The organism is Roseateles chitinivorans (assembly GCF_002761755.1).
GTDB classification, from domain to species: Bacteria; Pseudomonadota; Gammaproteobacteria; order Burkholderiales; family Burkholderiaceae_C; genus Roseateles; species Roseateles chitinivorans.
In genome coordinates this window covers 1-23714 of the sequence record NZ_PEOG01000003.1, presented here as the reverse complement: position 1 = coordinate 23714, position 23714 = coordinate 1, and the positions used below count along the sequence as shown (strand labels likewise).

The window sequence follows — 23714 nt, the reverse complement described above, 5'->3', positions numbered from 1 at the left end:
CGCAGCGACGCTATGTCGCGGTGGCCGTCGTCAATGCCGCAGCGTCGCTCAGCGGAACACCACACAGGCCGCGCCCGGCATGGCGACGAAGCGGCCGTCGAAGCGCGGTAGCGCGTCGGCCTCGAGCCGGAACACGCAGACCTGGTGGCTGCGCTGCAGGCTGACCCAGAGTTCGCGGCCATCCGGGCTCAGCGTCGCACTGCGCGGATAGCTTCCCTGGGCCCAGACTTCGCCGCGCCAGGACGGGCGGCCGGCGGCGTCCAGGTCGAAGACGGCGATGGCGTCATGCAGCCGGTTCAGCGCGAACAGGCGGCGACCGTCGGGCATGACGAGCAGGTCCGACGCGTAGCTCAGCCCGTCGAAGCCAGCGGGCAGGCTGCTGAGCCGCAACCGGTGCGTGAGGCTTCCGGCCTCGTCCAGGCCCAGCCAGTCGAGCGCGTTCGCCTGCTCGTTGAGCAGGTAAAGCTGGGAGGGATCCCGGGGATGCCAGACGAAGTGGCGGGGGCCGCTGCCCGGCGGCAGCGCCAGGCCGTCGAGCTCCTCCAGCTCATCGGCGCTGCCGTGGCATCGCCACACGCGCAGGAGGTCCCGCCCCAGGTCGGTCGCCAGCATCAAGGGCCAGCGCGGATGACGGCGAACCATGTGGGCGTGGGAAGCGGCCGACGATCCGGCAGCAACAAGCGCGCCAGCGGTGACGGGCGCGTCGGCGGGCGTATCGGCGGACGCATCGGTGGCGACGGGCGCTTCAGCTCCGGCACGCGGCATCAGCACGCGGTCGGGTGGCGTGAGCCGGCCGTCCGCATCCAGGGCGGCACTGCGGAGCGTGCCATCGCCGTAATGCGCGATCCAAGCCCACCGTGCCGATTCGTCCATCGCGAGGTGCACCGGGAGCGAGCCCCCCGTCGGATGGCGCGACAGCAGCGTCAGCGCTCCGTCGGCCGGACGCACCGCGAATGTTGCGAGTTCATGGCTCTCTTCCAGCAGCGCATGCAGACGACGCCCCTCGTCCGCGAGGTGCAGCCAGGTCGGACTCCCCGGCAGCGCCGTTGCCAGCCGCGCCCGGACACGGCCGTCGCCATCCCGCACCAGCGCATGGATGCCGGCGCAGTGCGGGGCGTAACCCCCGGCGAATGCGAAGGGGGAGGGTTCTGGCGCCGGAGCGCCGTCCGACGCGCGGGCATTGCCGGCGGTGGCGGCAACGGCAGGCGCCGCGGGGCCCGACCGCTCGGTGGCGGGCGGCTCGTCGCGGATCGAAGAGGAGCGCATCGGGTTCATCGGTCCGCGACTGTACGTGCGGCAGAGGCAGAGGCAGAGGCGGAGGCAGAGGCAGAGGCGGAGGCGGAGGCGGAGGCGGAGGCGGAGGCAGAGGCAGAGGCAGAGGCAGAGGCGGAGGCGGAGGCGGAGGCGGAGGCGGAGGGCGGAGGCAGAGGCAGAGGCAGAGGCAGAGGCAGAGGCAGAGGCAGAGGCGGAGGCGGAGGCGGAGGCGGAGGCGGAGGCACTGGCGCGCGACCGGCGGCCGCCGCCTCTTCGCGCAAGCCCCCACCCGGAATGCCCCCGACGCGGCCACAATGCCTCGTCATGACCAGCTCACGCCCGCCTCGCCGGCGGGTGCCGCGCGTATGCGTTTCGACGTCCCGACGCTGTTCAGCCTGATGCTGATCCAGTCCCTGGCGCTGGCGCTGCTGCTGCCCTTGCTGCTGGGCTGGTGCGACAGCATCGCCGCCCGCCGCGCGCAGCTCGGCGCCGCCGCCCAGGCCGTCGGCTGGGGCCTGCTGCTGTTGCCGCCCGAAGGCTCGCGCCTGACCGCTACCCTGGCGCTGGGCCTGCTCAGCGCCAGCGTGACGCTGCTGTGGATGGCCGCCGACCGCTGGCTGCCCGGGCGGCTCGGCCGCTTCTTCCAGTACGGCATGCCGCTGCTGGTGATGGTCGGCTACGGCGCCGGCTGGGACAACTACGCGCTGCGCCTGGCCTGGTCCAACGGCTGCATCGGCCTGCAGATGCTGGCGTTCGGCGTCAGCCTGATGCAGCCGGTCAAACGCGGCCCGGTCGGCAACCTGCGCTGGCGCCTGCTGTTCACCATCAGCCTGGGCCTGCTGGCGCTGCTGAACCTGGCCCGGGCCTACCTGGCCGGCTTCGACACCGGCAACCTGCCCCGTTTCGACGCGCCGCATCCGCTCAACATGGCCTTCGCCGTCGTGGCCAATGTCTGCGTGCTGTCGGCCGCCATCGCGATCCTGGTCGCCTGGCGCGGCGAGAGCGAGGCCGAACTGCGCCGCCTCTCCCAGGTCGACGCCGCCACCGGCCTGGCCAACCGGCGCGCGTTCCAGCAGCGCTCGGTGGACATGATCTCGATGGCTCGCCGCTACAGCGAGCCGCTGATGCTGCTGGTCATGGACCTCGACGGCTGCAAGGCGATCAACGCCACCCATGGCGAGCTCAAGGGCGACCAGGCGATCGCCCTGTTCGCGCGCTGCCTGGACGAGCAGAAGCGCCTGGGCGACGTCATCGCACGCATCGACGGCCAGCGCTTCGCGGTGATGATGGCGCGCTCCGATCTGGTCGGTCCGCCGGCGCTCGACCGCCGCGTCCGCGAGGCCCTCCTCGAGCTGGCGCCGCGCGAGCTCGGCTTTACCCTCGGCTATTCGGCCGGCTGGGCCAAGCTGCGCAACGGCGACCGCAACATCGAGGACCTGCTGCACCGCGCCGAAGCAGCGCTGTACGCCGCCAAGCGCCAAGGCAAGGGGCGCCTGTGCGCCGAGCCGGGGCTCGAGGCCGAACTCAGCGTGGCCGTGCCGGCCTGAGCGCCGCCGTCGGCGGGGACAGCAAACGCCGCCCCGCCCCCGGGCGGTCCACGCGGCGTGACGCCGGTCACGCCCGCAGGTTCCGGCGCCCGCCCGACGCGCGGCAATCGCCCGCGCGATGCAGGCTCGCGCCGAACTGGCATGACGTTTGCGTCAGGGTTTTCCAGGTCCCGGCCGCGATCCACGAGATCGCTCGGGACAGTCTTACCCCGACCTGGAGTTCCCGCCCATGCACGTCGCCCTCAGCCCCACGGCCATCCATGCCCGAGCCCCACGCGCCCTCAGTCCGCTGGCCAGCGATACCGCCGCGTCACCGCATCTGGAGCGGGCGCCGATCGAGATCGTCAAGCTGTCGTCCCGCGACCTGCAATGGCTGCCCGCCCTGACCCACCTGCTGATCGACAACGTGCATCTCGGCGCGACGCTCGGGTTCCTGGCGCCGCTGTCGCGCTACCAGGCGCTGGACTACTGGCATGGCGTCTTCGCCCGGCTGGGCCAGCATCACATGCTGTGGATCGCCTGCGAGTCCGAAGGTCCCGGCCGGCTGCTGGGCGCGGTCCAGCTTTCGCTGTGCCCGCTGGCGAACGCGCACCACCGAGGGGAAGTCCAACGGCTGATGGTGCACAGCCAGGAACGCAGCCGCGGCGTGGCGGGCCAGCTGATGTCCCGGCTGGAATGTGCGGCGGCGACGCAGGGGCGCTTCCTGCTGCAGCTGGAGACCTGCGCCGATTCGCAGGCCGAGGCGGTCTTCGCGCACCTCGGCTGGCAACGCGCCGGCCAGATCCCCGACCACTGCCACAGCGCCGAAGGACAGCTGCAGACCGCGGTGCTGTACTACAAGCGCCTGCCGCACCTCGTCTGAGCCCGCTGCCGGCCGCGGGGTCGTCCGCTTCGTGACGCCCCGGCCGCGGGACCACGGTCGACACGCCTCACACCGTGCCGACCAACCCGACCAGCAGCGCCTCCACCCGCTTCGCCCGCGAGGCCGTGCCGCCGAGCGCGAGCCCGTCCTGCTCCAGCATCACCAGCCCATGCAGCCCCGCCCACAGCGCGGCGGCACGCGCGGCGGGCAAGGCCGCCGGCGCGATCAGCGCGTCCAGGCCCGCGATCAGCGCCTCTCGCAGGGCGACCGGGGTATCCAGCATCAGCAGCCGGTAGTCATGCGGATGCTGCAAGCCCCATGAGACGAAGGCGCGCGCGACGGCAGCCGCCTCGGCGCCGGGCGCCGCGCCATCGGCAGCGCCCTGCAGCCGTGTCAGCACCGCTTGCAGGCTGTCCTGCGCAAGCCGCGCGAGCAGCTCGCCCTTGTCGTGGAAGAAGCTGTAGAGCGTCGCATGCGAGTACCCGACCGCCGCGCCCACCTCGCGCAGCGTGAGGGCCTCGGCGCCGCGCTCGGCGAACAGCTCCCGCGCCGCGGCCAGGATGCCGGCCTCCAAGGCCTGCTTGTGGGCCGCGCGTCGCTGCTGCGACGCCGTCGGCGGCAGTCCCGCTTCCGCCGACTGCGCCATCGCAGTCGTGGCCTCGGCGCCGCCATCGCTCATCGCCTTGCGCTGCGCCTGTCGCTTGAGCGGCCCTTCCGGCTTGGCCACCTTCTGCCGCACCCGCGGTTGCGGCTTGACGGCCGGGCGCGCATCGGCCGCGCCCTCCGGTCCTGACTGCACCACGCCTGCGGTCGGGTGCAGACCCTTCGGACCGCTCGGACGCGGGTCCGGCATCGGCGCCCGTCCGCCGCTTGTCGATTTACTGACCATTGGTTAGTATTTGATCATTGGTTCAACCGAAGCCTGGACAATGCCACAAATGCCTGTGATTGGCCATTCCGCCGCTCCTCTACGCGCGGTGATGCTGGAGGCAGTGCCCGTCGACCACCCCGACGCCGTGCTGCTGATGCATCAACTCAACCAGCGGTTGGCCTCGCTCAGCGGCGATTCCGGCGCGAGCCGATTCGAAGCCGCCTCCATGCCCCGGGGACGCTCGGTGTTCCTGGTGGCTCGCGGGGGCGACGGCGCGCTGCTCGGATGTGGCGCGATCCGGCCGCTCGCCCAGGCCGGCGAGGCGCCGGTGGCGGAACTCAAGCGGATGTTCGCTCGCGATGGCACACGCGGCGTCGGCACCGCGCTGCTGGCAGCGCTGGAGCAGGAGGCGCTCGCGATGGGCTACCGCGCGCTGTGGCTGGAGACGCGCCGCATCAACGAACGCGCGCTGCGCTTCTACCGCCGCCACGGCTATTCCGAGATCCCCCGCTATGGCGCCTACCTCGAACGCCCCGACGCGGTGTGCCTGGGCAAGCCTCTGCGCGTCGCCGCGGCGGCCGCCCCCTCCCCGCTCAACCAGGAGTGCCCATGGAACTGATCGACCTCCACCGCACCGACCGCGACTGGATGCCGGCGCTCGGCGAGTTGTTCTTCGACGTCATCGATGGCGGCGGCTCCCTCGGCTTCCTCGAGGACATCGACGAGGCGCAGATGCGCGAGTACTGGGAAGGCGTCTTCGACCAACTCGGCCCGCGGCATCGACTGTGGCTCTGCCGCGAAGGCGACCGGGCGCTCGGCACGGTGCAGCTGTCGGTCTGCGGCAAGCCCAACGGGCGCCATCGCGCCGAGGTGCAGAAGCTGATGGTGCACCGCGACGCACGTCGACAGGGCGTGGCGGCACGGCTGATGGGCGTGCTGGAGGGGGTCGCGCGGGACGAGGGCCTCAGCCTGCTGGTGCTCGACACCGAGGTCGGCTCGCCGGCCGAGACCTTCTATCGCGCGCAGGGCTTCCAGCGCGCCGGCGAGATCCCGGACTTCGCCGCCAGCCCGCAGGGCGAGCTGCGCGGGACCGCGCTGTACTGGAAGCGCCTGCCGTGACGCGATGCGATGCGGCGTCAGCGCGACAGCCGCATCAGCTTGCCGCCGTCGGTGACGATGAGCAGCGCACCGTCACGCGCCTGGATCAGGTCGCGGAAGCGCTCGCCCAGGTCGCCGAACATCTTCTCCTTGCCGGTCACCGTCTCGCCGTCGAGCGCGATGCGCCACAGCGCCGTGCCCGCCAACGATCCCGAGATCAGCTGTCCGCGCCACTCCGGGAACATGCTGCCCGTGTAGAACACCAGCCCGGCCGGCGCGATCGAGATCGGCGTCCAGGTCGTCAGCGGTTCGACGTAGGTCGGCGCATGGGTGCCACCGCCGATGCGGCAGGCGTCGCCCACCGGTGAGCCGTACGGGCAGCCATAGCTCTTGACCGGCCAGCCGTAGTTCTTGCCGGCGCGCGCGATGTTGACCTCGTCGCCGCCCTGCGGGCCGTGCTCGGTGATCCACAGCTCACCGGTCTGCGGGTGCAGCACCGCGCCCTGGATGTTGCGATGGCCGTAGCTCCAGATGCCGGGTCGGGCGCCGCCAGCGAAGCTCGGGTTGTCCGAGGGGATGCCGCCGTCGCGGTTCACGCGGATCACCTTGCCCAGCGTCTGCTGCAGGTCCTGGGACGGACTGCCCTTCATACGCTCGCCGGTGGTGATGTAGAGCGTCTTGTCGCGCGCGAAGACCAGGCGCGAGCCGTAGTGCCCGCTGCCATCGACCTTCGGCGCCTGCCGGAAGATCACCTGCACGCCGGTCAGCGCGTCGCCCTCGAGCCGGCCGCGCGCCACGGTCGTGCCGGCCTTGCCGGCCTCGGCACCGCTGCCCGCCTCCGCGTAGGCGAAGTAGACCCAGTTGCTGCCCGCCGTCCCGAAGTCCGGATCGATCGCGATGCCCAGCAGCCCGCCCTGGCCGCTGTCGAGCACCTTCGGCACGCCGGAGAGCGTCGCCTCCGTACGACCCGCCGCGGACAGCCGCACGATCGAGCCGCCCTTCTGCGTCACCAGCAGCCGGCCGTCCGGCAGTTGTGCCAGTCCCCAGGGGCGGTCCAGCCCGCTGTTGAGCGTCTGCAGCGCCGGCGCCGCGGCGCCGCCGCCCGGCTGCGACGGCGCGGCGGTGTCTTCGCCGCCGCCGCCCCCACCGCCGCAGGCCACTGCCGCCGCCGCGACGGCCAAGGTCGACATCCATTCCGCCACGCTCATGTCCGCTCTCCTGGTCCGGCTGAAATGACGCGGCCCGGCCGCGTCACGATCCTGTGAAGTCCGGGAGTCTAGGCGTCTCGCGCTTCGGCGCGTCCGGGCGCGCGCATCGGCCCTGCCGTCGCTGATGGCCCTGTCCGCGCGGGGCAATCGACGTGCACGCCGCCGCGCCCGGCGCCCGCCTAGCATGGATGTCCCTGGCCTTGTGCATGCCAGGCGCTTCCTCTACGCTGGCCGCAATCCGGCTCCAGACCCACGTCCAACTCTTCCCGAGAGGAGCGAGCCATGAGCCCCAGTCCCACCCCCGACTCGGAAGGCGGCCCCGCCGGCAGCCCAGGCAGCGCCGCGGTGCCACAGCATCCCGGCATCGCGGCGATCCGCACGCTGGCGCTGGCCGGCCCGGCAGGCGCGGGCAAGACCTCGCTGGCCGAGGCCCTGCTGCTGAAAGCCGGTGCGATCAAGAACGCCGGCAGCATCGAGAAAGGCAGCACCGTCAGCGACCACGACCCGCTGGAGAAACGGATGCAGCACTCGCTGCAGGCGGCCCAGATGCACCTGCTCCACGACGGCTTGCGCATCCACCTGCTCGACACGCCCGGAGCGCCCGATTTCATCGGCCAGGCGCTGCCGGCGCTGGAAGCGGTCGAGTCGGTCGCGATCGTCGTCAATGCGCAGAACGGCCTGGAGCTGATGGTCAAGCGGATGATGGAGGCCGCTGCCGGCCGGGGCCTGACGCGGCTCATCGTCGTCAACAAGATCGACGCGCCCGGGGTCGACGCGCAGGCGCTGCTGGGGCAATTGCAGGAAGCCTTCGGGCGCGAGTGCCTGCCGCTGAACCTGCCTGCCGCAGGCGGCACGCGGGTCCAGGACTGCTTCTTCGGCTGCAGCGGCGACAGCGACTTCGGTTCCGTGGAGGCCGCGCACCGGGCGCTGGTGGAGCAGGTCGTCGAGGTGGATCCGGACTTCGTCGACCGCTACCTCAACGACGGCGACGTGCCGGCGAGCGAGCTCCATGCACCGCTGGAGCAGGCCTTTCGCGAGGGCCACCTGATTCCGGTCTGCTTCGTCTCGGCGCGCACCGGCGCCGGCGTGGCGGAGCTGCTCGACGTCATCGAGAAGCTGCTGCCCAACCCCTACGAGGCCAATCCGCCGCAGTTCCTGCGCCGCGAGGGCGACGAGGCCGAGCCCCTGGTCATCACCATGGACCCGGCGCGGCATGTGGTCGCGCATGTCTTCAAGATCCAGTCCGATCCCTATCTCGGCAAGCTGGCGATGCTGCGCGTCCATCAGGGCACGCTGCGGAAGAACGCCCAGCTCTACGTCGGACACGCGCGCAAGGCGGTGCGGGTCGCGCATCTGTTCATGCTGCAGGGCAAGGAGCACGTGGAGATCGAGCAGGCGTTGCCTGGCGATCTGTGCGCGCTGGCCAAGCTCGAAGAGCTGCATTACGACGCGGTGCTGCACGACGCGCAGGAGGACGAGCACCTCCACCTGGCGCCGGTGGCGCTGCCGACGCCGGTGCATGGCATCGCGATCCGGCCCAGCCGACATGGCGACGAGCAGCGGCTGTGGGAGGTGCTGTCGCGCCTGGTCGAGGAGGACCCCTGCCTGCGTCTGGAACGCGGTGGCGACCAGGAAGGATTGGGCGCGCAGGGCGGCGAGACGCTGGTCTACGGCCTGGGGGAACTCCATCTGCGGGTGCTGCTGGAGCGGCTCAGGGAGATCTACAAATTCGACGTCCAGACCCAGCCGCCGCGGATCGCCTACCGGGAAACGATCTCGGCCAAGGCCGAGGGGCATTACCGGCACAAGAAGCAGACGGGGGGCGCGGGCCAGTTCGGCGAGGTCTGGCTGCGGGTCGAGCCGCTGGAGCGCGGCGCGGGCTTCGAGTTCCGTGACGAGGTCAAGGGCGGCACGATCCCCGGTCAGTTCATGCCGGCCGTGGAGAAGGGCGTGCGCCAGGCCCTCGCCCAGGGGGTGGTGGCCGGATATCCGGTGGTGGACCTGCGCGTGACGGTCTTCGACGGGAAGCACCACTCGGTGGATTCCAAGGAGATCGCCTTCATCACCGCCGGCAAGAAGGCGCTGATCGCCGCGGTGCGCGAGGCACGGCCGGTGGTGCTGGAGCCGATCGTGCAGGTCGAGGTTAGCGCCCCGGAGCACGCCACCGGCGACATCACCGGCGACCTGGCGTCGCGGCGCGGACAGGTGCTCGGCACCCGGGCCAGCGTGCCGGGACAGATCGGCGTCGAGGGCTTGGCGCCGCTGGCGGAACTCAGCGCCTATCAGAATCGCCTCAACGCGATGACCAGCGGGCAGGGTCGTTACACGATGGTGCTGTCCCACTACGAGCCGGTACCGCCCAACACGCAGGCGCAACTGGCGGCGGGCTACCACCTGAAGGACGAGGAGTAATCCCCCGTCCGATGGCGGCCGGGGGCACCCGCTTGTCAGCCGGCGCCGGGGGGGGCGGGCCGGGCATTTGTGAACGAAGCTTTATCATTGCGGGATGTGTTCCGCCCCCCGCGATGTCGCGCAGATCCGCCTGGACAACGCGATGCGCTTGTTCGACGAGTTCGTCGCCGCCACGATCAAGCATCCCGATGCCGCCGCCTTGCGCGGCCTGGAGCGCCGCTTCGCCGAGCGACTGCAGATCCAGCCCAGCTACTGGAGTCAGATCAAGAGCCGTTCGCGCCAGATCGGTGAGCGGCTGGCCCGCCAGTTCGAGCAACTCAGCCACAAGCCCAACGGCTGGATGGACCAGGAACACGGCGCGCCGGGCAGCGCCGCTTCGGCCCCGGGCGGTATCCCCCAGGGCAACGCGGCTTTATCAAGCGCCGGCCGACCAGCCACGGCGGACAACTCCCCCAGCCTGCCGCAGGACGATGACGAGCGCTTCATCGTCGGCCTGGTGCTGACCTACTACCGTCGCCATCCACAGCGGGCCCGCACCCGGTTGCTCGACCTGCTGGGCGAGGTGCTGACCCCGCCCGCTTCGAATGCGCCGCCACCGCCCGCGCCCCGGGCGGCTGCTCCAGCGACCTCCGATGTGGACGACTGGCGCAAGCTCCAGCAGAGCATCGCGCCGCTCAAGCCGAAGAAGCGCTGAGTCTCCAGCGGCCGGCGTCTCGCGGCGGCCGCTCCTTCCCTTCCCTCGTGCCCGCCGCCGACCGTCGGCGGCGCGTGCGTTCGCGCGTCTGCGAGCGACGCCGGCATCGTCCCGTCGCCGAGGGACAACGCCAGATAAAAACCGCTTGCGCTTGATAATCAGATGTTTATCATCTGCGCAACTTTGGAGCCCCCGCCGCAACGGCCGCGCAGTTGGCGCCCGTCCCGGGACCGAGGCGCTCCCCTTTTCCCTTTCGTCCCGTCCGTCATCACAGGAGGCTGCCATGGCCCAGTTCATCACTCCCCGTCCGCGTCTCGCAGTGACACCGCGCAAGCCGCGCAATCCCTTCGTGGCCATGAGCCACGGCCGTTCAGCGGGCCGTCATGGCCCGACCGCCGGCGGTCGACGCCAGCAGGAACAGCAGGCCCTGAAGCGCGCGCTTCAGCGGCACGACGACTTCAGCCCTTGAACGGGCCGCCTCCGACGGACCGGGATGTCTTCCCGGTCCGGCGCAGGCCGCCCAGGGAGACAAGACATGCAAGAGATCACCTTGATGCCGGGCCGCATGCATGGCCTGGCCCGCCAGCAGAGCCTGCGGGGCTGGCTGGCGATCCTGCTGCTCGGCGCCGGCGGGCGCCTGATCAGCTGGGCGTGGCAGGTCGCTCCGGCGCCCCGCCGCGATGAACCGGCCACCGGGCTGGAATTCCACGCCGACGTCGACGGCTGCGGCCGGCTCTACGTCGACGGCCAACTGCAGGGCACCCTCGCGGGTGTGCAGCGGCTGTGATGCCGGTCTGGCTCGCGGTCGCCGTGGCCGCGGTGGGGATCAAGCTCGCGGGCGCCGAGCCGATATACGATGAACGATCACCGTGTATCGCCGCCCGCGCGGCGACCTCGCTTCATGACCCAGAGCGTTCCGCCCGCTGCCTCTGCCCCGTCCGGGAGCGGAGCGGGGAATCCGCCGGTTCCCCCGCCGTTCCAGCCCCTGACCCGGCCCTTGCCGGATCTGGCGGCGTGGACGGCGCACTTCCGCGGCATGGAGATCCCGGTGCTGGCCAGCACGGCCGAGCAACTGGAGATCTGGCGTGCCAATGAGGATGCGGTCGATGCGCACCTGCTCGGCGAGATCCTGGGCAAGGATCCGCTGATGACGCTCAAGCTGCTGGCGCATGCCGCGTCGCAGCGCTCCAGCCGGCTGCTGACCGACGCCGAGACGGTCACGGCCGCGCTGGTGCTGATGGGCATCACCCCCTTCTTCAAGGCCTTCGGCGCGCAGCCGACGGTCGAGCAGCGCCTGGCCTCGCGCCCGGACGCGCTGGCCGGCGTGCAGCGGGTGCTGCACCGCGCCGAGCGCGCCGCGCGCTTCGCCCTGGGCTTCGCTGCGCACCGCGCCGATCCCGATGCCGCGGTCATTCACAGCGCCGCGCTGCTGCACGATTTCTCCGAGATGCTGCTGTGGTGCGAGGCGCCCGACCTTGCGCTCGAGATCCAGCGCCGGCAGCAGGCCGACCCGGCGCTGCGCAGCGTCGCGGCGCAGCGCGCGGTGCTCAATGTCGAGCTCGGCGACCTGGAACAGGCGCTGATGCACAGCTGGCACCTGCCTGAACTGCTCGCCCACATCATCGACGACAAGAAGGCCAACGACCCGCAGGTCCGCAGTGTGACGCTGGCCGTGCGGCTGGCACGGCATACCGCGCAGAGCTGGGAGAACCCGGCCGTGCCCGACGACCTGATCGAGATCGGCGCGCTGATGAACCTCTCGCCCGCTCACACGCTCAAGCTGGTCCACGAGGTCGACGGCGTCATCTGATCCCCGCTCGTTCAGCGGCCGATCGCCGCTCCGCGTTACGCTGCGCGCTCCGACAGCATGCGACCGACGCGAGGAGATCACCATGGCCGGCCCCGACCGCGAGTTCTGGCAACAACGCTTCGAAACCGGGCAGACCGGCTGGGACCGTGGCGCACCCCATCCCCAACTGGCCGCGTGGTTGACGGACGGCCTGCTGGTCACCGGCATGCGCATCGTCGTGCCGGGCTGCGGTCGCGGCCATGAACTGTCCGTGCTGGCGCGCGCGGGATTGGACGTGACCGGCCTGGACTACACGCCAGCGGCCGTGGAGATCGCCCGGGCCGCCCTCAAGGAGGCCGGGTTGCCGGGCCGCGTCGAGCAGGCCGACGTGCTGGCCTGGCGGCCCGATCATCCGGTGGACCTGGTCTACGAGCAGACCTGCCTCTGCGCCCTGCACCCCGACCAGTGGACCGGTTACGCCGAGCAACTGCAGCGCTGGCTCAAGCCCGGAGGTCGACTGCTCGCGCTGTTCATGCAGGCGCGCCGTGACGAATCCGAGCATGGCCAGGTCATCGGCCCGCCCTATCACTGCGACATCAATGCGATGCGGGCGATCTTCCCGCTCGCCCTGTGGAAATGGCCGGCGCCGCCCTATGTGCAACGCCCGCACGAGCGGGGATGGTTCGAGCTGGCCGTGGTGCTGGAACGGCGCTGAGCAGCGCCGGTCGCTCATACCGGCAGGGCCGTTGTGTCCTTCAGCCGGTCCAGCACGAAGCTGGTCTTGCAGTCCTGCACACTCGGATGCCGCAGCAGCGTGTCGCTGATGAAGCGGGCGTAATGGCTCATGTCCTCGACGAGCACCCGCAGCAGGTAGTCCATTTCCCCGGTCAGGGCGGCGCACTCCACCACTTCGGGCCAGGTCTGGACCGCGGCCCGGAAGAGGTCCATCGGTGTGCGCTTGTGGCTCTCGGTGTGTTTCTCCAGACGGACGTTGATGTAGGCGGTGAGCCCCAGGCCGACCCGCTCCGGGCTCACCAGCGCGACATAGGCGGTGATCACCCCGCCTTCCTCCAGCCGCCTCACCCGCCGCAACACCGCGGACGACGACAGGTTCACCTGCGCCGCGAGCGCGTCGTAGGTCATGCGGCCGTCAGCCTGGAGGGCGTGGAGGATGCGTCGGTCGATCGCATCAAGCTCGATCTGCTTGTCCATGCCGAGATTCTTGCAGGATTCCTGCGCCATCCCCATTTCGAGCGCCGCGGATCGCAGAAATCCTGCGCCTCCCTCCCCCTACAGTGACGCCATCGCATTCCTGACCAGATCCCCTTGACCGGGGGCACCGGAGACAAGCATGGCATTCACCCCCTGGGACAACCCGATGGGCACCGACGGCTTCGAGTTCATCGAATTCGCCGCCCCCGATCCCGCGGCACTCGGCGCGCTGTTCACCTCGATGGGCTTCGTTGCCGTCGCCCGCCATCGCCACAAGGATGTGACGCTGTATCGCCAGGGCGAGGTCAACTTCATCATCAACGCCGAGAAGGACGCCTTCGCGCAGCGCTTCGCGCGCCTGCATGGGCCCTCGATCTGCGCGATCGCGTTCCGCGTCAAGGATGCGGCCTTCGCCTATCGCCGCGCGCTGGAACTGGGCGCCTGGGGCTTCGACAACAAGGCCGGCCCGATGGAGTTGAACATCCCGGCGATCAAGGGCATCGGCGACTCGCTGATCTACTTCGTCGACCGCTGGCAAGGCAAGAACGGCGCGGCGCCCGGCGAGATCGGCAACATCAGCATCTACGACGTCGACTTCGTCCCGCTGCTGGACGCCGAGGGCAAGCCGGTGCAGTCCACGCCCAAGGGCCACGGCCTGACCTACATCGACCACCTCACCCACAACGTGTTCCGCGGCCGCATGAAGGAATGGGCAGAGTTCTACGAGCGCCTGTTCAACTTCCGCGAGGTCCGCTACTTCGACATCGAGGGCAAGCTGACCGGTCTGAAGTCCAAGGCCATGACCAGCCCCTGCGGCAAGATCCGCATCCCGATCAACGAGAGCAGCGACGACAAGAGCCAGATCGCCGAGTACCTGGACCTGTACCACGGCGAGGGCATCCAGCACGTGGCGCTGGGCACCGACGACATCTACCGCACCGTCGAAGGCATGAAGGGCACGGGCGTTGTCTTCCAGGACACCATCGACACCTACTACGACCTGGTGACCAAGCGCCTGCCCGAGCACAACGAGGATCTGGATGAACTGCGCCGCCTGCGCATCCTCATCGACGGCGCCGCGCACCAGGGCGCGCCGCACGAGCTGCTGCTGCAGATCTTCACCAAGGAAGTGATTGGCCCGATCTTCTTCGAGATCATCCAGCGCAAGGGCAATGAAGGCTTCGGCGAAGGCAACTTCAAGGCGCTGTTCGAGAGCATCGAGCTCGACCAGATCCGCCGCGGCGTGCTCAAGGCCGACGCCTGATCGCTCCGGGACGTCGGCGGGCCTCGCCGCGCCGACCTTCTGACGCAGCCCTGACTCAACCCGCCCGGCTCACCCGCTGGGCGGTGTTCATTTCGGCGGTCTCTTCGAGCAGGGCCAGCGCCCGATCGAAGGCCTGCGGCTCGAACACGAGCTGCAGGTGGCCGCGCGCCGGCAAGTGCAGCGCACGGGCGCCGGGCAGGACCGCCGTCTCCGCCGGAAAGACGATCTGGTCGCAGTGGCCGTAGAGGCAATCGAAATGGCTCGCGACCTGCGGCGGCTCCTGGCGCGCGAGTTCATTCAGCCACTCGGAATCTCCGCGCATCTGGCGAGCGTTCTCCGTGGTGCCGAGCTTCGCCAGCAGCGTGCCGTGATGCGGCGTGCCCAGCGTCAGGATGCGATGAATGCGGTCGAAGGGGTGCCCCTGACTCCGCCACCAGGCGCGGGCGCTCAGGCCCCCCATGCTGTGGGCGACGATGAGCGGCGCCAGGCCGGTCCGCTCGTGGAGCGCGCGCATGGCGGCGTCCACCTGAGGCGCATAGCGGTCGATCGAGCCGAATGCGGGCTCCTGGGTGAGCGCGATGAACGGCGTACCGCGCGCCCGCAGGGCCTTCATCCATCCGTTCCACAGGCCACGATTGCAGCTGTAGCCGTGCAGGAACACGATGCCGCGGCGGCCGCGTGCCTGCTCCGCCGGGGGAAGGAAGTCGGGCTCGCGATGCTCGGCCCAGGGCTGTTGCCAATGGAACACCTTCGTGACAACGACGACCTCGCGCCACCAGGCTTGCAGCAGGTCGCCCAGCGGCGCCGTCGGCAGCCCAGGGGCCGGCGGGATGAAGCGCAACACCAGGAAGTGGGGCAGCATCGCCAGCGGCGGCCCCGCCACAAAGAGTGCCAGCAGCGCCAGCCCCACCCACGGATTCCAGTGACTGCCCGCCCACAGCGCCAACAGCGGTCCGACGATCCAACGAAACAACGAGGTGAGGCGCTGCAGCCTGCCGTTCATCCGGGCTCCCGATCAAAAGCACGAGTGTAGGCGCGGGCTTGGCAGGGGCCTCGCTTCGGAAAACTCTGCGCCTGGGCGCGCATGGCCAAGGAACGGCGGCGCCTTGTCCCTCACGTGACGGGGTGGCCTAGGGCATCCCCGCTACGACGCCTTCGCGTCAGCGGCCAGCATGGACAGTTCCTCCGGGGGTGAGCCCCTCTGACACATTCAAAACGCGACGAGGAGACATGACAGCAACGACCGCACCGACCGCCGCGACTCCGGCGACCGCCACGCCCGCCGCCAAGCCCTGGCTGAAAAACTACCCACCGGGCGTCCCCGCGGAGATTCCGGTCGATGTCTATCCCTCGCTGGTGGCCCTGCTCGAAGAGGCATTCCGCAAGCATGCGCGACGCGACGCGGCCGCCTGCATGGATCAGCGCCTGAGCTTCGCGCAGGTGGATGAGCTGTCCGCCGCGCTGGGCGCCTGGCTGCAGCAACGCGGTCTGGCTCGCGGTGCGCGCGTGGCGATCATGATGCCCAACGTGCTGCAGTACATGGTGGCCATCGCGGCCATCCTGCGCGCCGGCTTCGTCGTGGTGAACGTGAACCCGCTGTACACGCCGCGCGAGTTGGAGCACCAGCTCAAGGACTCCGGCGCCGAGGCGATCATCGTGCTCGAGAACTTCGCCAAGACGCTCTCGGAGGTCATCGACCGTACGCAAGTGAAGCACGTGGTGCTGACCGGCCTGGGCGACATGCTCGGCTGGTGGCGCGGTCCGCTGATCAACTTCGCGGTCCGGCACGTCAAGAAGATGGTTCCGGAGTTCCGACTGCCACTGACCGGCGGGCGCAGCGTCACCCGCTTCAATCAGGCGCTCGCGCAGGGCGCGACGATGTCCCTGAAGCCGGTGCAGATCGGTGCGGACGACCCCGCCTTCCTGCAGTACACCGGGGGCACGACCGGCCTGTCGAAGGGAGCGACGCTGCTGCACAGGAACATCGTCGCCAATATTCTGCAGAGCGAGGCCTGGTTCGCGCCGATGCTCAACAAGCTCGGCGACAAGCCGTTGACCATCGTCTGCGCCCTGCCGCTGTATCACATCTTCGCGCTCACGGCCTGCTACATGCTGGGCGCGCGGATGGGGATCATGAACCTGCTGATTCCGAATCCGCGCGACATTCCGGGGCTGATCGCGACGCTGCGCAACTATCGGGTGAACATGTTCCCCGCGGTCAACACCTTGTTCAACGCGCTGGCCAACGACCCTGCATTCGCCAAGCTCGATTTCAGCGAATTGGTGATCTCAAATGGCGGCGGCATGGCGGTGCAACAGGCGACGGCGGAGAAGTGGGCGCGAATCACCGGTTGCCCGGTCGTCGAGGGGTATGGGCTTTCCGAAACCTCACCCGTTGCGACGGTGAATCGCCTCGATCTGGCCGAGTTCAATGGCTCGATCGGGCTGCCGGTCCCCAACACCGAGATCGCCATCCGCGACGACGACGGCAACGACCTGCCGATTGGGGAGCGCGGCGAGATCTGCATTCGAGGTCCCCAGGTGATGGCCGGTTATTGGAACCGCCCGGAAGACACCGCTCAGGCGATCGGGCCCGATGGGTTCTTCAAGACCGGAGATATCGGCGTGATGGATGCGGAGGGTTTCACTCGCATCGTCGATCGCAAGAAGGATATGATCCTCGTGAGCGGCTTCAATGTGTATCCCACCGAGATCGAACAGGTCGTGAATCTGCACCCGGGCGTGCTCGAATGCGCAGCGATCGGCGTGCCAGACCAGCACTCCGGCGAAGCGGTGAAGCTGTTCGTGATCAAGAAGGATCCGGCGCTAGCCGAGGAGGATCTCGCCACTTATTGCCACAAGCAACTGACGGGCTACAAGCGGCCGAAGTACATCGAGTTCCGCGATGAACTGCCAAAGACCAACGTCGGCAAGATCTTGCGGCGCGAGCTGCGCCAGTGACGAGCGCCTGGGGCGCTGATAAGAGCGGGGTCGCCGTGTTGCCACCCGGCATATCCGTGCTGGAGCGCGGCTGGCTCTCGTCCAACAACGTCCTGCTTCATGGTGCGACACCTGAGGAGGGGACCGTTCTGGTCGATACCGGCTATGCCAGTCATGCAGAGCAGACCCTCGCTTTGCTAGACACCATCTTGCGGCCCAATGAGGCGCTGCGCCTGATCCTCAACACGCATCTCCATTCCGACCACTGCGGAGGGAATGCGTTGCTCTCGCAGCGCCATGGCTGCCCCATCCTCGTTCCTCCGGGCGAGTACATCGCGGTCTCGACCTGGGACGAGGAGGTATTGACCTTCCGCGCGACCGGTCAACACTGCACCCGGTTCACGCCAGCGGGAAAGCTGGTGCCTGGCCAGACGCTCCATCAGGGTGGAAGGGAGTGGCATGTCCATGCGGCACCGGGGCATGATCCCCACTCGGTGATCCTGCATGAGCCATCCAGCGGAACGCTGCTATCCGCGGACGCGCTCTGGGAGCGTGGCTTCGGCATCGTGTTCCCGGAACTCGACGGCGAAGATGCCTTCGACCAAGTAGCCGCAACGCTGGACACCATCGAACGACTGAATCCGACAGTGGTTATTCCGGGCCATGGCCCACCATTCCGAGACGTCTCGACAGCGATTCGTATTGCGCGCGAGCGCGTCGACTATTTCCGACGGGAACCTGAGCGCCATGCGGTTCATGCCGTAAAGGCCCTCACTGCGTTCCATATGCTCGAAGTCGGCCAGAGTAGTCGGGACGAACTAATTGATTGGCTGACGTCCACGCCGATCTTCATAAGCACTTGGAGGAGATTCTTTTCCCTTCACGGTCTGCTCGACTGGGCCAGCGAACTTCTGGACCAACTCGTTAAAGCGAAGGTTCTTTTGGCTTCCGTGGAAGGCGAGCGTGTCGTGCTTCGCGTTAGAGACGGGTGATCCGAGGGCTCCAGGTACCGAGGGCAACACGCATTTAAAGAGCCCAAAAAGTAAAAACCCCTCGATCGTTTCCGATCGAGGGGTTTGCGGGATATTAGCCTGACGATGACCTACTTTCACACGGGAATCCGCACTATCATCGGCGCTGAGTCGTTTCACGGTCCTGTTCGGGATGGGAAGGGGTGGGACCGACTCGCTATGGTCATCAGGCTTGACTGGTTGGCTGGCTGTCCAAGACAGCGAGCCCAATTCGGTAGAGTCAAATCAGCTTGGTTTGATTGCGTCTTCAGGCTTGAAGAACGGTTATTTCGCGAGACCTCGGTCTTTGACGTTTGAGTGTCAAAGTTATAGGGTCAAGCCGCACGGGCAATTAGTACTGGTTAGCTTAACGCATTACTGCGCTTCCACACCCAGCCTATCAACGTCCTGGTCTTGAACGACCCTTCAGGGGGCTCTAGGCCCCGGCAAGACTCATCTTGAGACGAGTTTCCCGCTTAGATGCTTTCAGCGGTTATCTCTTCCGCACTTAGCTACTCGGCGATGCCACTGGCGTGACAACCGATACACCAGAGGTGCGTCCACTCCGGTCCTCTCGTACTAGGAGCAGGCTCTCTCAATCTTGCAGCGCCCACGGAAGATAGGGACCAAACTGTCTCACGACGTTTTAAACCCAGCTCACGTACCTCTTTAAATGGCGAACAGCCATACCCTTGGGACCGGCTACAGCCCCAGGATGAGATGAGCCGACATCGAGGTGCCAAACACCGCCGTCGATATGAACTCTTGGGCGGTATCAGCCTGTTATCCCCAGAGTACCTTTTATCCGTTGAGCGATGGCCCTTCCATACAGAACCACCGGATCACTTTGTCCTACTTTCGTACCTGCTCGACTTGTCAGTCTCGCAGTCAAGCACGCTTATGCCAATGCACTATCAACACGATTTCCGACCGTATTTAGCGTACCTTCGAACTCCTCCGTTACACTTTGGGAGGAGACCGCCCCAGTCAAACTGCCCACCATACACTGTCCCCAACCCGGATAACGGGCCAAGGTTAGAACCTCAAACACACCAGGGTGGTATTTCAACGTTGGCTCCACCTGATCTAGCGACCAGGTTTCAAAGCCTCCCACCTATCCTACACAGATCTGTTCAAAGTCCAATGTAAAGCTACAGTAAAGGTTCATGGGGTCTTTCCGTCTTTCCGCGGGGAGATTGCATCATCACAAACATTTCAACTTCGCTGAGTCTCTGGAGGAGACAGTGTGGCCATCGTTACGCCATTCGTGCAGGTCGGAACTTACCCGACAAGGAATTTCGCTACCTTAGGACCGTTATAGTTACGGCCGCCGTTTACTGGGACTTCAGTCAAGAGCTTGCACCCCATCATTTAATCTTCCAGCACCGGGCAGGCGTCACACCCTATACGTCGACTTTCGTCTTTGCAGAGTGCTGTGTTTTTAATAAACAGTCGCAGCCACCGATTCTCTGCGGCCTCATTGGGCTCCCCAAGTAAATGGTTCACCTACTAAAGGCACACCTTCTTCCGAAGTTACGGTGTCAATTTGCCGAGTTCCTTCTCCAGAGTTCTCTCAAGCGCCTGAGAATACTCATCACGCGCACCAGTGTCGGTTTGCGGTACGGTCGTCAATAGCTGGAGCTTAGTGGCTTTTCCTGGAAGCAGGGTATCACTCACTTCGTCTGCAAGCAGACTCGTTATCACCCCTCATCTAAGCCCGGCGGATTTGCCTACCAGGCACGACTACAGGCTTGAACCGGGACATCCAACACCCGGCTGAGCTAACCTTCTCCGTCCCCACATCGCACTATTGATCGGTACAGGAATATTGACCTGTTTCCCATCAGCTACGCATCTCTGCCTCGCCTTAGGGGCCGACTCACCCTACGCCGATGAACGTTGCGTAGGAAACCTTGCGCTTACGGCGAGGGGGCTTTTCACCCCCTTTAACGCTACTCATGTCAGCATTCGCACTTCTGATACCTCCAGCAGGCCTCACGACCCACCTTCACAGGCGTACAGAACGCTCTCCTACCACGCACAGTAAACTGTGCATCCGCAGCTTCGGTAACTGGCTTAGCCCCGTTACATCTTCCGCGCAGGACGACTCGATCAGTGAGCTATTACGCTTTCTTTAAATGATGGCTGCTTCTAAGCCAACATCCTGACTGTTTTAGCCTTCCCACTTCGTTTCCCACTTAGCCAATTTTAGGGACCTTAGCTGGCGGTCTGGGTTGTTTCCCTCTTGAGTCCGGACGTTAGCACCCGGTGCTCTGTCTCCCAAGCTGTACTCTTCGGTATTCGGAGTTTGCATAGGTTTGGTAAGTCGCCATGACCCCCTAGCCTAAACAGTGCTCTACCCCCGAAGGTAATACTTGAGGCACTACCTAAATAGTTTTCGGAGAGAACCAGCTATCTCCAGGTTTGTTTAGCCTTTCACCCCTATCCACAGCTCATCCGCTAGTTTTGCAACACTAGTCGGTTCGGACCTCCAGCACCTGTTACGGTACCTTCATCCTGGCCATGGATAGATCACCTGGTTTCGGGTCTACACCCAGCGACTAATTCGCCCTATTCGGACTCGATTTCTCTACGGCTACCCTATTCGGTTAACCTCGCCACTGAATGTAAGTCGCTGACCCATTATACAAAAGGTACGCAGTCACCCTTGCGGGCTCCTACTTTTTGTATGCATGCGGTTTCAGGATCTATTTCACTCCCCTCCCGGGGTTCTTTTCGCCTTTCCCTCACGGTACTTGTTCGCTATCGGTCGATTACGAGTATTTAGCCTTGGAGGATGGTCCCCCCATATTCAGACAGGATTTCACGTGTCCCGCCCTACTCTATTCGTGCCTAGTTCCACAATCGACATTTCTCATACGGGGCTATCACCCGCTATGGCCGGACTTTCCATTCCGTTCTGATATGCCAACTGCTAAAACACGAGGGCTACTCCGATTTCGCTCGCCACTACTTTCGGAATCTCGGTTGATGTCTTTTCCTCGAGCTACTGAGATGTTTCAGTTCGCCCGGTTCGCCTCGCACACCTATGTATTCAGTGTGCGATACCTCTAAACGAGGTGGGTTTCCCCATTCGGAAATCTCCGGATCAAAGCTTATTTGCCAGCTCCCCGAAGCTTATCGCAGGCTATCACGTCCTTCGTCGCCTGTAATCGCCAAGGCATCCACCACATGCACTTAGTCACTTGACCCTATAACTTTGACATCCGCAGATGTCGTCAAGGACAGATGCTCGACAACTCGAGCATTCATTGAGTATCACGCGTTTTCGCCGTTCTTCAATTTCTTCTCTGAATTTCAGAGTTGAAGTCTGGTGACGCAATCAAATGTCGCTGGCGGCACGGTGCCGAGCGCCCCTTTACGAGCGCCAGCTTTCCGCCAGCAACGCTGATTCGACTCTACGAATTGTTAAAGAACAACAGCCGACTTTCAAAGTCGAGACTGGCAAACCACAGCGCCGGCTTCCTGGCGCTGTGGTTTGCCACCCTGTGAAGTGATTGGTGGAGGATGACGGGATCGAACCGACGACCCCCTGCTTGCAAAGCAGGTGCTCTCCCAGCTGAGCTAATCCCCCAAGATCTTGTCGATCCTCGTGGTGGGTCTGGCTGGATTCGAACCAGCGACCCCCGCCTTATCAAGACGGTGCTCTAACCGACTGAGCTACAGACCCACGCATCTCTTGCGTGCTCCTGCATCGCGCCAACCGGCAAGGCCAGCTCGCCAGGCTCACGCGTTTTTCTCACTCACTGTTGTGTGTCTACAGCCGATAAGTGTGGGCGCGCTGAACTCGCTATTTGTGGACTCGACTCTCCCAGGCAACCGAAGCCACCTGGCGGTCTCGTCATTCTCTAGAAAGGAGGTGATCCAGCCGCACCTTCCGATACGGCTACCTTGTTACGACTTCACCCCAGTCACGAACCCTGCCGTGGTAATCGCCCTCCTTGCGGTTAGGCTAACTACTTCTGGCAGAACCCGCTCCCATGGTGTGACGGGCGGTGTGTACAAGACCCGGGAACGTATTCACCGCGGCAAGCTGATCCGCGATTACTAGCGATTCCGACTTCACGCAGTCGAGTTGCAGACTGCGATCCGGACTACGACCGGGTTTCTGGGATTAGCTCCCCCTCGCGGGTTGGCAGCCCTCTGTCCCGGCCATTGTATGACGTGTGTAGCCCTACCCATAAGGGCCATGATGACCTGACGTCATCCCCACCTTCCTCCGGTTTGTCACCGGCAGTCTCATTAGAGTGCCCTTTCGTAGCAACTAATGACAAGGGTTGCGCTCGTTGCGGGACTTAACCCAACATCTCACGACACGAGCTGACGACGGCCATGCAGCACCTGTGTCCAGGTTCTCTTTCGAGCACTCTCACATCTCTGCAAGATTCCTGGCATGTCAAGGGTAGGTAAGGTTTTTCGCGTTGCATCGAATTAAACCACATCATCCACCGCTTGTGCGGGTCCCCGTCAATTCCTTTGAGTTTCAACCTTGCGGCCGTACTCCCCAGGCGGTCAACTTCACGCGTTAGCTACGTTACTGAGAAGAAACCCTCCCAACAACCAGTTGACATCGTTTAGGGCGTGGACTACCAGGGTATCTAATCCTGTTTGCTCCCCACGCTTTCGTGCATGAGCGTCAGTACAGGCCCAGGGGATTGCCTTCGCCATCGGTGTTCCTCCGCATATCTACGCATTTCACTGCTACACGCGGAATTCCATCCCCCTCTGCCGTACTCTAGCCATGCAGTCACAAATGCAGTTCCCAGGTTGAGCCCGGGGATTTCACATCTGTCTTGCATAACCGCCTGCGCACGCTTTACGCCCAGTAATTCCGATTAACGCTTGCACCCTACGTATTACCGCGGCTGCTGGCACGTAGTTAGCCGGTGCTTATTCTTCAGGTACCGTCATGAACCCCCAGTATTAGTAGGAGTCTTTTCTTCCCTGACAAAAGCGGTTTACAACCCGAAGGCCTTCTTCCCGCACGCGGCATGGCTGGATCAGGGTTGCCCCCATTGTCCAAAATTCCCCACTGCTGCCTCCCGTAGGAGTCTGGGCCGTGTCTCAGTCCCAGTGTGGCTGGTCGTCCTCTCAGACCAGCTACAGATCGTCGGCTTGGTAGGCCTTTACCCCACCAACTACCTAATCTGATATCGGCCGCTCCAATTGCGCGAGGTCTTGCGATCCCCCGCTTTCACCCTCAGGTCGTATGCGGTATTAGCTGCTCTTTCGAGCAGTTATCCCCCACAACTGGGCACGTTCCGATACATTACTCACCCGTTCGCCACTCGTCGCCAGGTTGCCCCGCGTTACCGTTCGACTTGCATGTGTAAGGCATGCCGCCAGCGTTCAATCTGAGCCAGGATCAAACTCTACAGTTCGATCTTGAATACTCAACGGAATCGAACAAAGACTACTTTCATAGCTTCATTCATTTCCGTGAGCGTCTAAAGATTTAACCTTCTCAGGTCGCTCGTTCAGACGCCCACGCTTATCGGCTGTAAATTCTTAAAGAACATCGAAGCGGCTTGC

18 protein-coding genes, 2 tRNA genes and 3 rRNA genes are annotated in these 23714 nt (G+C 65.6%); 13 read left to right on the top strand and 10 right to left on the bottom strand.

Features of this window, described 5'->3' with window-relative positions:
* Positions 1–48: 48 nt before the first annotated feature.
* Positions 49–1266 carry a lactonase family protein gene (locus CS062_RS00390; protein WP_158238624.1) on the bottom strand — a complete coding sequence of 406 codons (1218 nt, stop codon included), beginning with the start codon at positions 1264–1266 and terminating at the stop codon, positions 49–51.
* Positions 1267–1619: 353 nt separating this feature from the next.
* Here CS062_RS00390 and CS062_RS00380 point away from each other — a divergent pair, with 353 nt between their 5' ends.
* Both CS062_RS00380 and CS062_RS00375 read left to right on the top strand, forming a co-directional pair.
* Entirely contained in the window at positions 1620–2801 is a 1182-nt protein-coding gene (locus CS062_RS00380) for a GGDEF domain-containing protein (RefSeq protein ID WP_099859505.1), read from the top strand.
* 229 nt (positions 2802–3030) lie between these two features.
* A complete protein-coding gene (locus tag CS062_RS00375) occupies positions 3031–3663 on the top strand; it encodes a GNAT family N-acetyltransferase (protein ID WP_099859504.1) in 633 nt (210 codons plus the stop codon).
* 67 nt (positions 3664–3730) lie between these two features.
* Here the strand turns inward: CS062_RS00375 and CS062_RS00370 are convergent, their stop codons facing one another.
* Positions 3731–4516, bottom strand: a complete 786-nt coding sequence (locus CS062_RS00370; protein ID WP_158238623.1) for a TetR/AcrR family transcriptional regulator — start codon at positions 4514–4516, stop codon at positions 3731–3733.
* A gap of 85 nt (positions 4517–4601) precedes the next feature.
* Here CS062_RS00370 and CS062_RS00365 point away from each other — a divergent pair, with 85 nt between their 5' ends.
* Both CS062_RS00365 and CS062_RS00360 read left to right on the top strand, forming a co-directional pair.
* Positions 4602–5153, top strand: coding sequence for a GNAT family N-acetyltransferase (locus tag CS062_RS00365; RefSeq protein ID WP_233217838.1), 552 nt, complete (start codon positions 4602–4604; stop codon positions 5151–5153).
* Entirely contained in the window at positions 5144–5653 is a 510-nt protein-coding gene (locus CS062_RS00360) for a GNAT family N-acetyltransferase (protein WP_099859501.1), read from the top strand. The genes CS062_RS00365 and CS062_RS00360 overlap by 10 nt, the downstream gene beginning before the upstream one ends.
* A 17-nt stretch (positions 5654–5670) precedes the next feature.
* On the opposite strand, the gene CS062_RS00355 is transcribed toward CS062_RS00360, so the two are convergent.
* Complete coding sequence (locus CS062_RS00355; protein ID WP_199174135.1) at positions 5671–6840, bottom strand: PQQ-dependent sugar dehydrogenase; 1170 nt, start codon at positions 6838–6840, stop codon at positions 5671–5673.
* A 282-nt stretch (positions 6841–7122) separates the two neighbouring features.
* Between CS062_RS00355 and fusA the strand changes: the two genes are divergently transcribed.
* The 6 genes from fusA (at position 7123) to CS062_RS00325 (ending at position 12450) form a co-directional block, all read left to right on the top strand.
* Positions 7123–9252, top strand: coding sequence for an elongation factor G (gene fusA / locus CS062_RS00350; protein ID WP_099859500.1), 2130 nt, complete (start codon positions 7123–7125; stop codon positions 9250–9252).
* A gap of 94 nt (positions 9253–9346) precedes the next feature.
* Positions 9347–9946 carry a hypothetical protein gene (locus CS062_RS00345; protein WP_233217837.1) on the top strand — a complete coding sequence of 200 codons (600 nt, stop codon included), beginning with the start codon at positions 9347–9349 and terminating at the stop codon, positions 9944–9946.
* Positions 9947–10229: 283 nt separating this feature from the next.
* A complete protein-coding gene (locus tag CS062_RS00340) occupies positions 10230–10415 on the top strand; it encodes a hypothetical protein (RefSeq protein ID WP_099859499.1) in 186 nt (61 codons plus the stop codon).
* Between the two features lie 66 nt (positions 10416–10481).
* Positions 10482–10733: a hypothetical protein gene (locus CS062_RS00335; RefSeq protein ID WP_099859498.1), complete on the top strand. Its 252-nt coding sequence runs from the start codon at positions 10482–10484 to the stop codon at positions 10731–10733.
* A gap of 210 nt (positions 10734–10943) precedes the next feature.
* Positions 10944–11756 (top strand): HDOD domain-containing protein, encoded by an 813-nt coding sequence (locus CS062_RS00330; RefSeq protein WP_233217835.1) that lies wholly within the window; start codon positions 10944–10946, stop codon positions 11754–11756.
* An 82-nt stretch (positions 11757–11838) separates the two neighbouring features.
* Positions 11839–12450, top strand: coding sequence for a methyltransferase domain-containing protein (locus tag CS062_RS00325; RefSeq protein WP_099859496.1), 612 nt, complete (start codon positions 11839–11841; stop codon positions 12448–12450).
* A gap of 14 nt (positions 12451–12464) precedes the next feature.
* Here the strand turns inward: CS062_RS00325 and CS062_RS00320 are convergent, their stop codons facing one another.
* Positions 12465–12947, bottom strand: a complete 483-nt coding sequence (locus tag CS062_RS00320; RefSeq protein ID WP_091724875.1) for an Lrp/AsnC family transcriptional regulator — start codon at positions 12945–12947, stop codon at positions 12465–12467.
* A 139-nt stretch (positions 12948–13086) separates the two neighbouring features.
* Between CS062_RS00320 and hppD the strand changes: the two genes are divergently transcribed.
* A complete protein-coding gene (gene hppD / locus CS062_RS00315) occupies positions 13087–14211 on the top strand; it encodes a 4-hydroxyphenylpyruvate dioxygenase (RefSeq protein ID WP_099859495.1) in 1125 nt (374 codons plus the stop codon).
* 55 nt (positions 14212–14266) lie between these two features.
* Here hppD and CS062_RS00310 read toward each other — a convergent pair whose 3' ends face one another.
* Positions 14267–15214, bottom strand: coding sequence for an esterase/lipase family protein (locus tag CS062_RS00310; protein ID WP_099859494.1), 948 nt, complete (start codon positions 15212–15214; stop codon positions 14267–14269).
* 227 nt (positions 15215–15441) lie between these two features.
* On the opposite strand from CS062_RS00310, the gene CS062_RS00305 reads away from it, so the two are divergent.
* Both CS062_RS00305 and CS062_RS00300 read left to right on the top strand, forming a co-directional pair.
* Positions 15442–17172 carry a long-chain-fatty-acid--CoA ligase gene (locus CS062_RS00305; protein ID WP_099859493.1) on the top strand — a complete coding sequence of 577 codons (1731 nt, stop codon included), beginning with the start codon at positions 15442–15444 and terminating at the stop codon, positions 17170–17172.
* Positions 17169–18143 carry an MBL fold metallo-hydrolase gene (locus tag CS062_RS00300; RefSeq protein WP_099859492.1) on the top strand — a complete coding sequence of 325 codons (975 nt, stop codon included), beginning with the start codon at positions 17169–17171 and terminating at the stop codon, positions 18141–18143. The genes CS062_RS00305 and CS062_RS00300 overlap by 4 nt, the downstream gene beginning before the upstream one ends.
* 97 nt (positions 18144–18240) lie before the next feature.
* On the opposite strand, the gene rrf is transcribed toward CS062_RS00300, so the two are convergent.
* From rrf to CS062_RS00275, 5 genes are all read right to left on the bottom strand, one after another.
* Positions 18241–18353 (bottom strand): 5S ribosomal RNA (rrf, locus tag CS062_RS00295).
* A gap of 139 nt (positions 18354–18492) precedes the next feature.
* Positions 18493–21373, bottom strand: a 23S ribosomal RNA gene (locus CS062_RS00290).
* A 307-nt stretch (positions 21374–21680) separates the two neighbouring features.
* Positions 21681–21756: transfer RNA gene (locus tag CS062_RS00285), tRNA-Ala, on the bottom strand.
* Between the two features lie 19 nt (positions 21757–21775).
* Positions 21776–21852, bottom strand: a tRNA-Ile gene (locus tag CS062_RS00280).
* Between the two features lie 182 nt (positions 21853–22034).
* Positions 22035–23563: ribosomal RNA gene (locus CS062_RS00275) — 16S ribosomal RNA — on the bottom strand.
* Together the 16S, 23S and 5S rRNA genes with 2 tRNA genes alongside form the textbook arrangement of a ribosomal RNA operon.
* Positions 23564–23714 lie beyond the last annotated feature (151 nt).

Excerpts from the sequence above, each read along its gene's own strand:
- CS062_RS00365 (WP_233217838.1), top strand. The coding sequence starts at position 4,602 with ATGCCTGTGATTGGCCATTCCGCCGCTCCTCTACGCGCGGTGATGCTG.
- CS062_RS00360 (WP_099859501.1), top strand. The coding sequence starts at position 5,144 with ATGGAACTGATCGACCTCCACCGCACCGACCGCGACTGGATGCCGGCG.
- CS062_RS00380 (WP_099859505.1), top strand. The coding sequence starts at position 1,620 with ATGCGTTTCGACGTCCCGACGCTGTTCAGCCTGATGCTGATCCAGTCC.
- CS062_RS00305 (WP_099859493.1), top strand. The coding sequence starts at position 15,442 with ATGACAGCAACGACCGCACCGACCGCCGCGACTCCGGCGACCGCCACG.
- CS062_RS00370 (WP_158238623.1), bottom strand. The coding sequence starts at position 4,516 with ATGCCGGACCCGCGTCCGAGCGGTCCGAAGGGTCTGCACCCGACCGCA.
- CS062_RS00390 (WP_158238624.1), bottom strand. The coding sequence starts at position 1,266 with ATGCGCTCCTCTTCGATCCGCGACGAGCCGCCCGCCACCGAGCGGTCG.
- CS062_RS00320 (WP_091724875.1), bottom strand. The coding sequence starts at position 12,947 with ATGGACAAGCAGATCGAGCTTGATGCGATCGACCGACGCATCCTCCAC.
- CS062_RS00325 (WP_099859496.1), top strand. The coding sequence starts at position 11,839 with ATGGCCGGCCCCGACCGCGAGTTCTGGCAACAACGCTTCGAAACCGGG.
- fusA (WP_099859500.1), top strand. The coding sequence starts at position 7,123 with ATGAGCCCCAGTCCCACCCCCGACTCGGAAGGCGGCCCCGCCGGCAGC.
- CS062_RS00340 (WP_099859499.1), top strand. The coding sequence starts at position 10,230 with ATGGCCCAGTTCATCACTCCCCGTCCGCGTCTCGCAGTGACACCGCGC.
- CS062_RS00355 (WP_199174135.1), bottom strand. The coding sequence starts at position 6,840 with ATGAGCGTGGCGGAATGGATGTCGACCTTGGCCGTCGCGGCGGCGGCA.
- CS062_RS00310 (WP_099859494.1), bottom strand. The coding sequence starts at position 15,214 with ATGAACGGCAGGCTGCAGCGCCTCACCTCGTTGTTTCGTTGGATCGTC.
- CS062_RS00335 (WP_099859498.1), top strand. The coding sequence starts at position 10,482 with ATGCAAGAGATCACCTTGATGCCGGGCCGCATGCATGGCCTGGCCCGC.
- CS062_RS00375 (WP_099859504.1), top strand. The coding sequence starts at position 3,031 with ATGCACGTCGCCCTCAGCCCCACGGCCATCCATGCCCGAGCCCCACGC.
- hppD (WP_099859495.1), top strand. The coding sequence starts at position 13,087 with ATGGCATTCACCCCCTGGGACAACCCGATGGGCACCGACGGCTTCGAG.
- CS062_RS00345 (WP_233217837.1), top strand. The coding sequence starts at position 9,347 with ATGTGTTCCGCCCCCCGCGATGTCGCGCAGATCCGCCTGGACAACGCG.